We start from the raw sequence: 16,823 nt of genomic DNA on the forward strand, positions 1-16,823 counted from the left end.
GACGTTACCGCGCCGAACACGCCGACCATCACTTCCGCGACCGACGATGTGGCAGCCGATACCGGTGCCCTCGCCTCCGGCGACAGCACCAATGACTCGACGCCGACCCTGATCGGCAGCGCCGAAGCCGGTAGCACCGTCACCATCATCCATAACGGTGAGGAAATCGCGACAGTCACCGCCGATGCCAATGGCGCCTGGCGCTACACCCCGAGCACTGATCTCACCGATGGCGATCATGTCTTCAGCGTCACCGCGACCGATGCTGCTGGCAACGCAAGCGCGCCGTCTGGCGAGTTCACGCTCACGGTCGACACCGTCGCGCCGGATGCCCCGATCCTGTCCGAGACCGATGGCGAGACGGCCAATGGCAGCACCGTCAATGGCAGCGCCGAGGCCGGCGGCACCGTCGAAATCACCAATGGTGATGGCGACTTGCTGGGCAGCGGTACTGTTGCCGATGACGGTACCTTCAGCATCACCCTGTCTCCGAAGCAGGAAGCTGGCGCTGAGCTGGCCGCCACCGTCACCGACGCCGCGGGTAACGAAAGCCCAGTCTCCGACGCCTTGGTGGTGCCGGAAGACGCTGACGTTACCGCGCCGAACACGCCGACCATCACCTCGGCGACCGACGATGTACCAGCCGATACCGGTGCCCTCGCCTCCGGCGACAGCACCAACGATGCGACGCCGACGGTGACCGGCAGCGCCGAAGCCGGTAGCACCGTCACCATCACCCACAACGGCGAAGTCGTTGATAGCGTGACGGCGGATACCAATGGCACATGGAGCTACACACCGACTACTGATCTCACCGATGGCGACCACGCCTTCAGCGTCACCGCGACTGACGAAGCCGGCAATGAAAGCCCAGCGTCTGGCGAGTTCACGCTCACGGTCGACACCAACGCGCCGGATGCACCGATCCTGTCCGAGACGGATGGCACCACCGTCGCTGGGACCGGTGAAGCGGGCACCACGGTCGAGATCACCAATGCCAACGATGATGTTGTGGGCACCGCGGCCGTCGATGCAGAAGGCAACTTCTCGGTTGAGCTCTCCCCGGAGCAGGAAGCCAGCGCTGAGCTAACCGCCACCGTCACCGACGCCGCAGGTAACGAAAGCCCAGTCTCCGACACCCTGGTGGTGCCGGAAGACGCTGACGTTACCGCGCCGAACACGCCGACCATCACCTCCGCGACCGACGATGTGGCTGCCGATACCGGTGCCCTCGCCTCCGGCGACAGCACCAATGACGCGACTCCGACGCTGACCGGCAGCGCCGAAGCCGGCAGCACCGTCACCATCACCCACAACGGCGAAGTCGTTGATAGCGTGACGGCGGATGCCAATGGTGCCTGGCGCTATACCCCGAGCACTGATCTCACCGATGGCGATCACGTCTTCAGCGTCACCGCGACCGATGCCGCCGGCAACGAGAGTACGACCTCTGGCGAGTTCACGCTTACCGTCGACACTACCGCGCCGGATGCGCCGGTTCTGAGCGAGACCGATGGCACCACCGTCGCCGGGACCGGTGAAGCGGGCACCACGGTCGAGATCACCAATGCCAACGATGATGTGCTGGGAACAGCGGTCGTCGATGCAGGAGGCAACTTCTCCGTTGAGCTCTCGCCGGAGCAGGAAGCTGGCAGCACACTGACAGCCACGGCAACCGATGCGGCCGGCAATGAAAGCGCAGCGTCCGCGGCACTCGATGTGCCGGAAGATGCTGACGTTACCGCGCCGAACACGCCGACCATCACCTCCGCGACCGACGACGTAGCAGCCGATACCGGTGCCCTCGCCTCCGGCGACAGCACCAACGATGCGACTCCGACCCTGACCGGCAGCGCCGAAGCCGGCAGCACCGTCAACATCACCCACAACGGTGAAGAAATCGCGACAGTCGCCGCCGATGCCAATGGCGCCTGGAGCTATACCCCGAGCACTGATCTCACCGATGGCGAGCATGTCTTCAGCGTCACCGCGACCGATGCCGCCGGTAACGAAAGTGCATCCTCTGGCGAGTTCACACTCACCGTCGACACCACAGCGCCGGATGCCCCAGTCCTGAGCGAGACCGATGGCACCACCGTCGCCGGGACCGGTGAAGCGGGCACCACGGTCGAGATCACCAATGCCAACGATGATGTGCTGGGAACAGCGGTCGTCGATGCAGAAGGCAACTTCTCGGTTGAGCTTTCACCGGAGCAGGAAGCTGGCAGCACACTGACAGCCACGGCAACCGATGCGGCCGGCAATGAAAGCGCAGCGTCCGCGGCACTTGATGTGCCAGAAGATGCTGACGTTACCGCGCCGAACACGCCGACCATCGCCTCTGCGACCGACGACGTGGCAGCCGATACCGGTGCCCTCGCCTCCGGCGACAGCACCAATGACGCGACGCCGACGCTGACCGGCAGCGCTGAGGCCAATAGCACCGTCACCATCACCCACAACGGTGAGGAAATCGCGGCAGCCACCGCCGATGCCAATGGTGCCTGGCGCTACACCCCGAGCACTGATCTCACCGATGGCGAGCATGTCTTCAGCGTCACCGCGACAGATACTGCCGGCAACGAAAGCGCGCCGTCTGGCGAGTTCACCCTCACCGTCGACACCACCGCGCCGGACGCACCGATCCTGTCCGAGACCGATGGCACCACCGTCGCCGGGACCGGTGAAGCGGGCACCACGGTCGAGATCACCAATGCCAACGATGATGTGCTGGGAACAGCGGTCGTCGATGCAGAAGGCAACTTCTCGGTTGAGCTTTCACCGGAGCAGGAAGCTGGCAGCACACTGACAGCCACGGCAACCGATGCGGCCGGCAATGAAAGCGCAGCGTCCGCGGCACTTGATGTGCCGGAAGATGCTGACGTTACCGCACCGAACACGCCGACCATCGCCTCTGCGACCGACGACGTGGCAGCCGATACCGGTGCCCTCGCCTCCGGCGACAGCACCAATGACCCGACGCCGACCCTCACCGGCAGCGCCGAGGCCGGCAGCACCGTCACCATCACCCACAACGGCGAAGTCGTTGATAGCGTGACGGCGGATGCCAATGGCGCCTGGCGCTATACCCCGAGCACTGATCTCACCGATGGCGAGCATGTCTTCAGCGTCACCGCGACAGATACTGCCGGCAACGAAAGCGCGCCGTCTGGCGAGTTCACGCTTACTGTCGATACTACTGTGCCCACCAGTCCGGCCTTGGCATTGTCTAGCGATACCGGAACGGATGACGACGGCATAACCAGCAATGGCGAAGTCACCGTCAGTGGTCTGGAAGCCGACGCCAGCTGGGAGTATTCCCTCGACGGCGGCAGCAACTGGATCGATGGCACCGGCACCACCTTCACGCTGGGCGAAGGTGTCTACGCCGATGGCGTTGTGCAGATCCGTCAGACCGATGTGGCCGGCAACGTCAGCGACGCCGTGAACCTGGGCGCTGTGACGGTCGATGCGACCGCTCCGACGGGCAGCATCGGCTTCGTCGATGGTGACGATGGCCTGCTCAATCTGGCAGACATCAGCGCCGTCGACCTGACTGGCAGCATCGAGGCCGGTCTCGACAGCAGCAATGTCGTGATCACCATCACTGACAGCGCCGATCCGGCCAACGAGATCACCGTCGCCACGACTGACATTGCGGTCGACGGTGCCGGCAATCTGTCCGTCACCGGTCTGGACCTGAGCACCGCAACTTCCGGGCTCACTGAAGGCGCCCTCACCGTCTCGATGACCGTGACCGATGTGGCGGGCAATACGTTCGAGACCGACGACACCACCACCAGTGACCTCACGGCACCTGAAGTCCCGAGCCTTGCGCTCACCACCGACACCAACGTCACCGACGACGGCATCACCAGCAATGGTGAAGTCACCGTCAGCGGTCTGGAAGCCGACGCCAGCTGGGAGTACACCACCGACGGCGGCAGCAACTGGATCGTTGGCACTGGCACCACCTTCACGCTGGACGAAGGTGTCTACGCCGATGGCGTCGTGCAGATCCGTCAGACCGATGTCGCCGGCAATGTCAGCGACGCCGTGAACCTGGGTGACGTGACGGTCGATGCGACCATCGCCGCTCCGAGCCTTGCGCTCACCACCGACACCAACATCACCGACGATGGCATCACCAGCAATGGCGAGGTCACCGTCAGCGATCTGGAAGCCGACGCCAGCTGGGAGTATTCCCTCGACGGCGGCAGCAACTGGATCGATGGCACCGGCACCTCCTTCACGCTGGCCGAAGGTGTCTACGCCGATGGCGTTGTGCAGATCCGTCAGACCGACGTAGCCGGCAATGTCAGCGACGCCGTGAACCTGGGCGACGTGACGGTCGATGCGACCGCCCCGACGGGCAGCATCGCCTTCGTCGATGGTGACGATGGCCTGCTCAATCTGGCAGACATCAGCGCCGTCGATCTGACTGGCAGCATCGAGGCCGGCCTCGACAGCAGCAATGTCGTGATCACCATCACTGACAGCGCCGATCAGGCCAACGAGATCATCGTCGCCACGACTGACATTACGGTCGACGGTGCCGGCAATCTGTCCGTAACCGGTCTGGACCTGAGCACCGCAACTTCCGGGCTCACCGAAGGCGCCCTTACCGTCTCGATGACCGTGACCGATGTGGCGGGCAATACGTTCGAGACCGACGACACCACCACCAGTGACCTCACGGCACCTGACGCTCCGAGCCTTGCGCTGAGTGAAGACACCAACATTACCGACGACGGCATCACCAGCAATGGCGAAGTCACCGTCAGTGGTCTGGAAGCTGACGCCACTTGGGAGTACTCCCTCGACGGCGGCAGCAACTGGATCGATGGCACCGGCACTACCTTCACCCTTGCCGAAGGCAGCTATGCCGACGGTAGCGTGCAGATCCGTCAGACCGATGTCGCCGGCAATGTCAGCGACACCGTGAACCTGGGCGACGTGACGGTCGATGCGACCGCCCCGACGGGTAGCATCGCCTTCGTCGATGGTGGCGATGGTCTCCTCAACCTGGCAGACATCAGCGCCGTCGATCTGACTGGCAGCATCGAGGCCGGTCTCGACAGCAGCAATGTCGTGATCACCATCACTGACAGCGCCGATCCGGCCAACGAGATCGCCGTTGCCACGACTGACATTACGGTCGACGGTGCCGGAAATCTGTCCGTCACCGGACTGGACCTGAGCACTGCAACTTCCGGGCTCACCGAAGGCGCCCTCACCGTCTCGATGACTGTGACCGATGTGGCGGGCAATACGTTCGAGACCGACGGCACCACCACCAGTGACCTCACGGTGCCTGACGCGCCGAGCCTTGCGCTCACCGCCGACACCAACATCACCGACGACGGCATCACCAGCAATGGCGACGTCACCGTCAGCGATCTGGAAGCCGACGCCAGATGGGAGTATTCCCTCGACGGCGGCAGCAACTGGACCGATGGCACCGGCACCTCCTTCACGCTGGCCGAAGGTGTCTACGCCGATGGCGTTGTGCAGATCCGTCAGACCGACGTAGCCGGCAATGTCAGCGACGCCGTGAACCTGGGCGACGTGACGGTCGATGCCACCATCGCCGCACCGAGCCTTGCGCTCACCACCGACACCAACGTCACCGACGACGGCATCACCAGCAATGGTGAAGTCACCGTCAGCGATCTGGAAGCCGACGCGGCCTGGGAGTACACCACCAACGGTGGCACGACCTGGATTGCGGGCACTGGCACTACCTTCACCCTTGCCGAAGGCAGCTATGCCGACGGTAGCGTGCAGATCCGTCAGACCGATGTCGCCGGCAATGTCAGCGACGCCGTGAACCTGGGCGCTGTGACGGTCGATGCGACCATCGACGCTCCGAGCCTTGCGCTCACCACCGACACCAATATTTCGGACGACGGCATCACCAGCAATGGCGAAGTCACCGTCAGTGGTCTGGAAGCCGACGCCACTTGGGAGTACTCCCTCGACGGCGGCAGCAACTGGATCGATGGCACCGGCACCACCTTCACGCTGGGCGAAGGTGTCTACGCCAATGGTGACGTGCAGATCCGTCAGACCGATGTGGCCGGCAATGTCAGCGACGCCGTGAACCTGGGCGACGTGACGGTCGATGCGACCATCGCCACACCGAGCATTGCGCTCACCACCGACACCAACATCACCGACGATGGCATCACCAGCAATGGTGAAGTCACCGTCAGTGACCTCGAGGCCGGCGCGACTTGGGAGTACACCACCGACGGCGGCAGCAACTGGATCGATGGCACCGGCACCACCTTCACGCTGGACGAAGATGTCTACGCCGATGGCGTTGTGCAGATCCGTCAGACCGATGTGGCCGGCAATGTCAGTGACGCCGTGAACCTGGGCGCCGTGACGGTCGATGCGACCGCCCCGACGGGCAGCATCGCCTTCGTCGATGGTGACGATGGCCTGCTCAATCTGGCAGACATCAGCGCCGTCGATCTGACTGGCAGCATCGAGGCCGGTCTCGACAGCAGCAATGTCGTGATCACCATCACTGACAGCGCCGATCCGGCCAACGAGATTACCGTCGCCACGACTGACATTGCGGTCGACGGTGCCGGCAATCTGTCCGTCACCGGTCTGGACCTGAGCACCGCAACTTCCGGGCTCACTGAAGGCGCCCTCACCGTCTCGATGACCGTGACCGATGTGGCGGGCAATACGTTCGAGACCGACGACATCACCACCAGTGACCTCACGGCACCTGAAGTCCCGAGCCTTGCGCTCACCACCGACACCAACGTCACCGACGACGGCATCACCAGCAATGGTGAAGTCACCGTCAGCGGTCTGGAAGCCGACGCCAGCTGGGAGTACTCCCTCGACGGCGGCAGCAACTGGATCGATGGCACCGGCACCTCCTTCACCCTCGCCGAAGGCAGCTACGCCGATGGCGTTGTGCAGATCCGTCAGACCGATGTCGCCGGCAATGTCAGCGACGCCGTCAACCTGGGCGCCGTGACTGTAGATAATACGGCCCCGGGCGCGCCGCCGACGTTGGTCATCGATGAAGCCCTCAATGGCGTGAATATCGAGGAGCTGACAGATGGGCTACAAGCCGAGGTCGCGCTCAGTGCGGATACCGTTGCAGGGGATACGGCCACTGTCACCTTGGTTGACACAGATGATGCGGATAATGTGATTACTGCTGATGTGGCGCTGGTAGAAACGGATATCGACGCAGGCACTGTGACTGTGACCATCCCGGCTGACACGTTGACCGATGGCAGTAGCTACAACGCCTCAGCTGTCATTACTGACGCCGCAGGCAATGTCAGCAATGAAGTCAATCTGGGCACAGTGACCATAGATACCACTGCCCCCACAACGACTGTCACCATCGATTCCATCAGTGACGATACTGGCCTCGCAGCCGATGACTTCATCACCAATGACGATGATGGCCTGACGGTCACCGCCACGCTGAGTGCCGAGCTCGCCACTGGGGAAGCTCTGCTCTACAGCACTGATGGCACCACCTGGGTCGACATCACCGACAGCGTGTCCGGTACTACTGTCAGCTATGCCGATGCCGACCTCACCGCCTCTGCCACCGTGCAGCTCAAGGTGCAGGACGCCGCCGGCAACGATGGCACCATCGAGAGTCAAGACGTCGTCATTGATACGACCGCTCCGACAGGGAGTCTCATCAACTTCACGGATGCTGATGGGGACATCAACGCTGCAGAAGCGACAGATGTGACATTCGAAGGCACTGTTGAAGCCGGCTTGACCAGCAGCAACCTCACGATCGTGATCACTGATACCGATAATGGCTCCGTCACCGTCCCAACCGAGAACATCACTGTTTCGGCGGCGGGCGAAGTGACTGTGTCAGGCGTCGACCTCACCGGTCTGGCAGAGGGACTGCTGACCGTGACCATGACCGTGACGGACGATGCAGGAAATGAGAATGTGGCCGCCGTGACCGATACGGCGACCAAGCTGAGCGACGATTTCCTCGATCTGGGCAATGCCAACCGTCTCACGATCTCGGAAGCGCTGATCGCCTCTGCGGCGGGCGCCGTCGCCAGCACTCAAACATTCGCCGATACCAGCGGTGAGGCAACACTCTCACTCAGCTCTACCGAGTCGCTCACCAGCAACGGCCAGGCGCTTGATTGGGTCGTCACGGATGAAGGACGCACACTCACACTGGCAAGTGATGTCGACAACGCTGCAGCGACGGCCGTCATGGTCGTTTCGGTGACCGAGGATGGCTCGGAAGTTGTCTATAGCGCAGAACTGCTCGGCAACATTGATCAGGCGAATGCCGAGTCATCCACGGTGGATGTACTTGTCATTCTGAGCGATGGGACATCGAGCACCAGTAGTACCTTGAACATCGATATCGCTGATGATGTACCGACGATTGCGGCAAGTACCGTCGTGGAGACTCTGAGCTCGAATACGGATTACACCGGCTCCATCTTCGATGGTGAGGATGACTTCGGGTTTGGGGCTGATGCGGCAAATGGGCAGGTGCAGTCCTTCACGTTCAAGGGCCTGACATTCACTGTCTCTGATGATGGCACCTATGCGGACGTGACCGGCACCTCTGCCGAGATTGGTCTGGAAGCTGGTGATACTGTCAGCATCGTCGATGGCATTCTGGCGGTCGAAACGCTGTCGGGTGAAACCTTTAGCCTGAATATCGACTCAGGGGACTATAGCTACAGCCACCAGGGCCAGTTCAGCGCAACAGAGGCAGCCAATACACGCCCTGTGGTATTAGCCAATGAGACCAGTGACGTATTGGGTGTTGTCGGCCTCAATGCATTGGATGTTATCGATCTCAATAATGATCAGTTATTCAATGCCTATGATGTTGATGAAAACCTGACTTCTGCAACCATCAGCACGAATGGCTTAGTTAGCCTTGTACAAAGTGTCACTCTTTTAGGAGGATTAGTATCAGCATTGGTTGGCGCTGTATCCTGGTCTTGGAGCGAACAGCTAGCTACTGAACTAGGATTGAATGTTGAGCAGAACACAAACACTGCTGGTGAAGTCGTCCTGGATATATCAGCCTCTGAAGGCTCTATATCAAACCTTAAAGTCAACGAAATATTGAGCACAGTTGAATTAACACTTGAATCACCTACAGGCCTGGGTGCTGTACTTAATGCTGCTTTAGATCTACTTGATCTTGACACTCTACTACTCGATATAGTGAGCAGCACAGTAATAACTGCCACTGATGCATTGAATGCGACATCTACTCCCGCTGCAGATGCCACTCTAATCAATTTGAATCTGTTGAGCACAGATTATCAGCCAGCAGTAAAGGAAGGTGATGATACATCTAATTCACTAAATGCAAATTCCGATGGAGAAGGGCTATACGGTTACGCTGGAAATGATCAGCTAACTGGTGGTAATGGTAATGACATCCTGCGCGGCGGTAGCGGCAATGACGAACTGAACGGAGGTGGTGCGACTGACCTGCTGATCGGCGGTGCAGACGACGACACCCTGAACGGTGGTGACGGAGTCGACATCCTTCGTTGGGAGTCCGGTGATGAGGGCACTGTCGCTGCTGCGGCAACAGACACCGTGCTCAACTTCAATAATGGTGGCGCCGGATCAGGAGACATTCTTGATCTGCGCGATATGCTCAACGGGGCCTATTATGTCGATAGCGCCACCAACAATCTTGCGAGCTATATCAGTGCCGAATATGTCTCGGCAGCCGGTGCGACCGTCCTCTATATCAACACAGAGGGTGGATTGACCGCTGATCCTGCCGCGTCCGCCAACCAGGTCATCAATATCGACGGACTCGATCTGACCGAAGGTGGCACCTTGACGAGCAGTGAGGTCATCGACTCCCTCATCAGCGGCGAGCAGTTGTTGGTGGGCACGGAGGTCAATGAGTCTGATGTCAGTGTCACGGTCGTGGATGGTGATGGCGATACGGCGACGGGTGAAATCACCTTCGTCGGTGAAGAAAGCCTGGACGCGGTCACCAATACCGCCCCTATCGTCACCCTGCAGGATTCTGAGCTGTTGGGCCTGGTCGGTCTCGAGGCAATCGACCTGATTGACCTTTCCAACAACCAGGTCTTCGTCGCAGACCCTGACAACAACCTGCGCGAAGTCGTGATCAATTACGCTGCAGTCGTGGATGTCAGTGCACTGAGCGGTTTGCTCACTGATCCTCAATTCACTTGGGACAACGACCTGGCGACTTCGCTTAGCCTATCAGTTACAAGTAGCAATGGCGGGATCATCGGGACACTCGCCACTTCCGCGGAGCTGACCATTACCGCGGCTGACGGTGGAGACATCGACAACCTGGCGCTCACTCAATTCCTGGCGACCATCGGATTCGATGATGGCGGTGCTGCCGAATTCAACTTGGCGAACATCGACCTACTTGATGCCTACAGCATCACGGCGACCGATGCCTACGATGCCAGCACCACGGATGCCATCTCCTCTTTGGCAGGTGTGGAGCTGCTTGATTCCAATGAACCCCTGTTCTCCGGTATTGACGAGAGCAACACCTTTATTGGTAGCCTGCTGACCGATGATGAAATCGATATTTCAGCCAACCTCGAAGGCAGCGCGATCTTCGGGCTTTCCGGCAATGACTCTCTCATCGGCAGTAGCTTTGACGATGTCATTCGAGGTGGTGAAGGGGATGACTCCCTGGTCGGCAATGCGGGAAATGATCTGCTGATTGGCGATTCGGGCAGCAACACCTTCGATGGTGGCGCGGGTGATGACCTGATCGTCACTTCCAGCCTGGACTTCACCATCGAGGGTGGCGCTGACATCGATACCGTCAGCTTCGATGGCACAGGAAAAGGCATCGATCTCGTCGCCTTGTCCGCCCAGGCTGAGCCCAGTGTCATGACCAACATCGAAGTGCTCGATATCTCGGCCAGCAGCGAGACCGGCACCAGTCTGAAAATCGATGCCGATACGGTATTGAACCTCACCGATGGCGATAACGAGCTGTATATCGATGGCGATGAAGGCGATAGCGTGGAAGCGGCTGGGGCAACATCCTCCGCGACAACGACCGAGTTCAACGGCACGACGTATGATACTTATCAGCTTGGTGAGGCAACGCTGTATATCGATCAAGACGTGACCGTGAATACCAGCAACGGATAAGCCTGATCGAGGTGCCCCGCAAGGGGCACCTCCCTTGATGATCAGCATGATTCAGAAACACTAGAGCGTCAGGATGACGCAGCACTTCAGAGGATACTCTGAAGACAAGGAGTCACATGATGCCCACCCTATTTCGTTGCCCGTCTGCCCACAGACAGGCAACACTTCCGCGCATGCCAGCGACGAAGCGTTGCGTCGCCATCTGTGTCATCTCCGCCGGGCTTTCAGCATCACTCCCGGCCACTGCCCAGACGAGTCGTGATCTTGCCGCCGTGCTGAGCGATGTGCTTGCCCATGACCCTCGCATCGAGGCCGCCCGGGCCAATGTGCGTGCCGCAGGGACGGAAATCGAGATCGCCGAGGATGGCTATTGGCCGCGCTTGGAGAGCAGTGTCGGCACCGAGGACAACTTCACCGAGGGCGGCTACCGTCTCACCCTGAGCCAGATGCTGTACGACTGGGGCCAGGTAGAGGCCGAGGTCGAGCAGCGCAAGGCGGAGCAGAACGTCGAGCGTGACACCCTGGATCAGACCCGCATGGAAATCGCCCAGGAGGCGATCACTGCCTATATCGATCTGGGCGCCAATCGCGCCATGATGCGCCGCGTGCGCGACTACATCGAGAAGCTCGAAAGCCTCGAGCGCCTGGCCAATGACCGCACCTTCTCGGGCTATGGGGATCGGGTCGAGCTGGACCGGGCCGCCGTTGATCTGGCCAGTGCCCGCGAGTGGCTGGCACGCCTGCAGGGCGATGCCGACACCGCCCGTCAGGAGCTCGAGATACTCAGCGGCCGCTCCTTCAGGGATGTCGCCCTGAGCGCCCCGCCGCCCCTGCCGATCGTGGCGGATCTGGCCCGCGACCCCGCCACCACCGATGCCGCCATCACCAACGCGCCGGCCTATCGCAGTCATGTCAGTCAGCAGAATGCCGCGCGCCACGCCCTGAGCCTGAGCGAGGCCGAGCGCTGGCCGGAGTTGCGTCTGGAGGCGACCAGCTCACGCTATGAGTCGAACGACGACATGGTCAGCGACTCCAGCATCGGTCTGCGCATCGAGGCCCCGGTGTTCCAGGGTCTGACACCGTTGCGCCAGCCCGAAGCGGACCGTGCACGCCTGACCGCCGCCCAGTTCGAGACCGCCTCCACCGCCCGCGAGCTGCGCCGCCAGATAAAGCGTCTGTCAGCGAGTCAGCCGGCGGTCGAGGCACGTATCAAGGCGCTGGATCAGCAGGCGCGCAGTGGCGAACGCCTGCGCAGCAGCTATCGCGACCAGTTCATCACCGGCTCGCGCAATATCGAGGACCTGCTGACCATCGAGAGCGAGATCTTCGCCGCACGGCGCCAGATGATCGAGCTCAATACCCAGCTGCTCACCGATCAATATGACCTGGCGACCCAGCTGGGTGCGCTGCCGCTTGTCTCCTCGCCCTATCGGGCCGAAGCCGCTGCCACCCCGCCAGAGACGGCGCACACCTCGCTGCCCCACTCTCATCACCATGCCAGCCAGGGAGTTAGCCCATGAGCGCCCCACAGACCACCGCCTCCTCGGCCACGGCGACATCGCAACCCGACCCATTGCTGGAGAGCGTTCGCCAGTTGCTGCGCCTGCAGGGCCACGGCATCGATCTCGAACGCCTACGACACGGCACGCCACTCACCAAGGGTAAACTGGCGCCGCAGGATCTGGAGCAGGCCCTGTCGCGCCAGGGCATCGCCGCGCGTCTGAGCCAGGCGCCGCTCAACGAGATTCCCGAAAGCCTGATGCCCTGTGTCGTGCTGCTGGAAGACGGCAGCAGTCGCGTGCTGCTGTCCCATGAGGCCTCGCATCAGTGGTCTGCCGAGTCGAGCAGCGACACGAGCAACACCCAGGCAGACGATGACTTGGCCCCCCCCCCCGACGGCCCCGGCTACAAGCTGCTCGATCCCCTGTCCGGTGGCGCCTACTGGCTGCCACAGGACGCGCTGGCTGCTACCTACGCCGGCATTGCGCTTTTTGCGCATGGCGAGATCTCGCTGGAGCGCGCGGAAGGCTACAGCCAGACCCAGAGGGGGCATTGGCTGACCTCACGGCTCAAGTCGCATTGGCGCGTCTTCGCCGAGGTCGCGCTGTCCTCCTCGCTTGCCGCCCTGCTGGCCGTGGCCACGGCCCTGTTCGCGATGCAGGTCTATGACCGGGTGGTGCCGACCGGCGCCGTCGATACGCTGTGGGCGCTGGGCATCGGCGTGATGCTCGCCATCGGGCTGGAAGCCTTGTTGCGCGCATTGCGGGCGCAGCTGATCGAGAACTCGGGCAAGAAGATCGACCTCGAACTCAACGATCACATCTTCCGTCACGCCGTGCAGATGCGCCTGGCCGCCAAGCCGCGCTCGACCGGGGCGATGGCCAGCCAGATTCGTGACTTCGACGCCATTCGCGAGTTCTTCACCGCCTCGACCCTCGGCGCCTGTGGGGATCTGCCCTTCGCGCTGCTGTTCCTGGGCCTGATCGCCCTGCTGGGCGGCCCGGTAGTCTGGGTACCGGTGGCGGCCATCGTGTTGATGCTGATTCCCGTGCTGCTGGCGCAACCATGGCTGTCACGCCTGTCGCGTGAAGGCATGCGCGAATCGGCGGTCAAGAATGGCGTGCTGCTCGAGACCCTCGACAACCTCGAGAACCTCAAGGCCTGTCGCGCCGAGGGCCATGCCAGCCGTCAGTGGCAGCGCCTGACCTCCGAGCAGACGCACCGCGGCGTCACCTTCCGCCACGCAGTCGCCTGGCTGACCAGCTGGGGCACCGGCATGCAGCAGCTGGCCTACGTCGGCGTCATCATCGCCGGGGTCTACCTGATCATGGCCGGCGAGTTGAGTGTCGGTGCCCTGATCGCCTGCTCGATTCTCTCGTCGCGCGCCATCGGCCCGACCCTGCAGATCAGTGCGCTGCTGAGTCGCTGGCAGCATGTCAAGGTTGCCAAGGAAGGGCTGGATGCGCTGATGGAGACCGATATCGAGCGTCCCAGCGATCGTCGCTTCGCGCGCCTCGCCCAGGCTCGCGGTCACTACCAGGCCGAGAATCTGCACTGGCGCTACGACGAGGAAGCCCCGGAAGCCCTGGCACTGGACCGACTGAGCATCGCACCCGGTGAGCACCTCGCCCTGCTGGGAGGCAACGGCGCCGGCAAGAGTACTCTGCTGCGTCTGCTGGCCGGCTACTTCACGCCCACCAGTGGCGAGCTGACCCTCGACAACCTCGCCCTGAGTCAGATCGACCCTGCCGACCGCCAGCGCGCCATCGGCTATCTGCCGCAGGACATCAGCCTGTTCAGCGGTACGCTGCGCGACAACCTGTGCATCGACGGGCGAGATGTCAGCGACATGCGCCTGCTGGAGGTCATCGAGATGACCGGACTGGGCGACTTCGTGCGCCGCCACCCGCTGGGGCTGGACATGATGCTGCATGACCGCCACAGCCTGTCCGGTGGCCAGCGTCAGAGCCTCGGCCTTGCCCGCCTGGTCCTGCAGGACCCGGTCGTGGTGCTGCTGGATGAGCCCACCGCCTCGCTGGATCAGGCCACCGAGCAACACGTCATCAAGACCCTCGGCCCCTGGCTTGCCGGCCGCACTCTGGTGCTGGCCACACACCGCAAGTCACTGCTCGGCTGGGTCGAACGCGCCCTGGTGCTGCGCCACGGCAAGCGCGTCATGGACGGCCCGCTGGATCAGATCATGGCCAGACAAACGGCCGGCAAGACACCGGCCACCTCCGCATCCCGTCAGCGCCAGGAGGCCTCATGAGCCAGCGTTTCGATCCCGAACTCATCAAACGCGAGCTGGGCGCGCCGGACCAGAAGCTGGAAAGCCACTGGTCGCGTCCGCTGCTTTGGGCCAGCTTCCTGGTCATCGCGCTGTTCATCGCCTGGGCCAGCTGGGCCGAGGTCAATGAGGTGGCGCGTGGCGAAGCCAAGGTCATTCCCTCCTCCCGCCAGCAGACCATCCAGAGCCTCGAGGGCGGTATCCTCGACGAGATGATGGTCAGCGAGGGCGAGATCGTCGAGGCCGGTCAACTGCTGGCCGCCATCGACGAGACCCGCTTCCGCTCGGCCTACATGGAGTCATTGAGTCAGGCGCAGGCGCTGCGTGCCACCATCGCTCGTCTGGAGGCTGAGGTGCTGGACAAGTCGAGCATCGAGTTCCCCGAGGAGATGCGTGACAACGAGGCACTGACCGCCACCGAGCGCGAGCTGTTCACGGCCCGGCGCAAGAAGCGTGACAGCGCCCTGAATGCGGTCAGCAAGGAAATCAGTGCGGCCCAGCGTCAGCTCGCGGTGATTCGTCCGCTGGTCAAGCGGCGTGCCGTGGGCGAGATGGAAATGCTCAAGCTGGATCGCGAGATCGCCGAGCTCAACGGTCGTCAGGCCGAGATCCGCAACACCTATCTGCAGGACGCCTACGCCGAGCTTGCCGACAAGAAGTCCGAGCTGGCCGCCCTCGAGGAAACCAGCGTGCAGCGCCGCGACCAGCTGGACCGTACCCGGCTGCTCTCGCCGGTGCGCGGGGTGGTCAACAACATCGCCATCACCACGCGCGGTGGGGTGATTCCGCCCGGCGAGGAGATCATGCAGATCACGCCGCTGGAGGACACCCTGGTATTCGAGACGCGCATTCGCCCGCAGGATGTCGCCTTCATCGCCCCGGGCATGCCGGCGACGATCCGCATCAGCGCCTACGACTATGCGGTCTACGGCACACTGGAAGGCAAGGTCGTGCGCATCAGCTCTGACACCCTGGAGGAGGAAACGCCACGCGGTGAGGAAAGCTACTATCGGGTGCTTGTCAGCAGCGAGACCGCGGCACTTGAGCATAATGGCGAGACGCTGCCTATCAAGCCGGGCATGGTCGCCACGGTCGACATCGAGACCGGCGAGCGCAGCGTGCTCTCCTACCTGCTGAGGCCATTCACGCGTCTGGAGCTGCGCTGAGCGCAAGCCTGATCGTCAGATAGCGGGCGGCTGGCGCAATGCCAGCATGTCCGGCCACAACCGCGCGAAGCTGCCCTCGAGCATCGCGCGGTTATCCGCCAGCCACGGCGTCATGTCCGCCAGCGGATTGGCGCCTGCATCCAGATTCCCCACCTTGTGCGTAAGCCTTTCATTGCGAGTATCACTTGTCTGGCGTAAGCGGCGTCTGGCCGTCATGCGCTCGCCGATGCTGGCAATGGTCGCGAGCGTGAACTCCAGCTCTTGATAACGCCTGAGTGCATCGCGCACCTGAATCCATTCGATGAGGCTCGACAGGCGTGACGGCACCTCCTCTCGCGCCAGCAGGCGATAGAGGCGCTCGATATCGTCATCATGCATCTCGGCGGCCAGCAGGTGATCCCACATCATGTCGAAGGCGATGCCGGCGACACGTCGCGACGAAGGCGGCACCTGGGTCAACAACCAGCGTGTCTCGGGATGAGCGTCGATCACCGCGTCACAGCGGCGGTGAAAGCGGATGCCCGCCTCAACCTCCGGCGACCAGCCGCTCAGGTCACTGCCGCGCACGCCATCGGCAATCAGGTTGCCAAACAGGAAGTTATCGCTGCCCGCCAGACTCAGGCGTGCATGACCGAGAAAGTTCAAATTGCTAGACTCCTGCTTTTGCGAATCCTGTCGCCGGTCTCATCTGGCGCGCCCTGGCA

Annotated in this window: 5 protein-coding genes; 4 read left to right on the plus strand and 1 reads right to left on the minus strand. The window is 62.2% G+C overall.

Going from position 1 to position 16,823, the window contains the following annotated elements; all coding sequences use genetic code 11:
• Window positions 1–27: 27 nt before the first annotated feature.
• The 4 genes from MSG32_RS05685 (at window position 28) to MSG32_RS05700 (ending at window position 16,119) form a co-directional block, all read left to right on the plus strand.
• Entirely contained in the window at window positions 28–11,166 is an 11,139-nt protein-coding gene (locus MSG32_RS05685; protein ID WP_348983976.1) for an Ig-like domain-containing protein, read from the plus strand.
• Window positions 11,167–11,339: 173 nt separating this feature from the next.
• On the plus strand, window positions 11,340–12,686 hold the full coding sequence (locus MSG32_RS05690; protein ID WP_248378471.1) for a TolC family protein: 1,347 nt from the start codon (window positions 11,340–11,342) through the stop codon (window positions 12,684–12,686).
• Window positions 12,683–14,935 carry a type I secretion system permease/ATPase gene (locus MSG32_RS05695; RefSeq protein ID WP_248378473.1) on the plus strand — a complete coding sequence of 751 codons (2,253 nt, stop codon included), beginning with the start codon at window positions 12,683–12,685 and terminating at the stop codon, window positions 14,933–14,935. Before MSG32_RS05690 ends, MSG32_RS05695 begins: the two co-directional genes overlap by 4 nt.
• Complete coding sequence (locus tag MSG32_RS05700; protein WP_248378475.1) at window positions 14,932–16,119, plus strand: HlyD family efflux transporter periplasmic adaptor subunit; 1,188 nt, start codon at window positions 14,932–14,934, stop codon at window positions 16,117–16,119. Before MSG32_RS05695 ends, MSG32_RS05700 begins: the two co-directional genes overlap by 4 nt.
• Window positions 16,120–16,134: 15 nt before the next feature.
• Here the strand turns inward: MSG32_RS05700 and MSG32_RS05705 are convergent, their stop codons facing one another.
• Window positions 16,135–16,764, minus strand: a complete 630-nt coding sequence (locus MSG32_RS05705) for an ACP phosphodiesterase (RefSeq protein WP_248378477.1) — start codon at window positions 16,762–16,764, stop codon at window positions 16,135–16,137.
• Window positions 16,765–16,823 lie beyond the last annotated feature (59 nt).

Source organism: Cobetia sp. 1CM21F, assembly GCF_023161745.1.
GTDB lineage: Bacteria > Pseudomonadota > Gammaproteobacteria > Pseudomonadales > Halomonadaceae > Cobetia > Cobetia amphilecti.

What these genes read in the sequence shown, in the direction of transcription:
- MSG32_RS05700 (WP_248378475.1), top strand. Translation starts at nt 14,932, where the DNA reads ATGAGCCAGCGTTTCGATCCCGAACTCATCAAACGCGAGCTGGGCGCG.
- MSG32_RS05690 (WP_248378471.1), top strand. Translation starts at nt 11,340, where the DNA reads ATGCCAGCGACGAAGCGTTGCGTCGCCATCTGTGTCATCTCCGCCGGG.
- MSG32_RS05695 (WP_248378473.1), top strand. Translation starts at nt 12,683, where the DNA reads ATGAGCGCCCCACAGACCACCGCCTCCTCGGCCACGGCGACATCGCAA.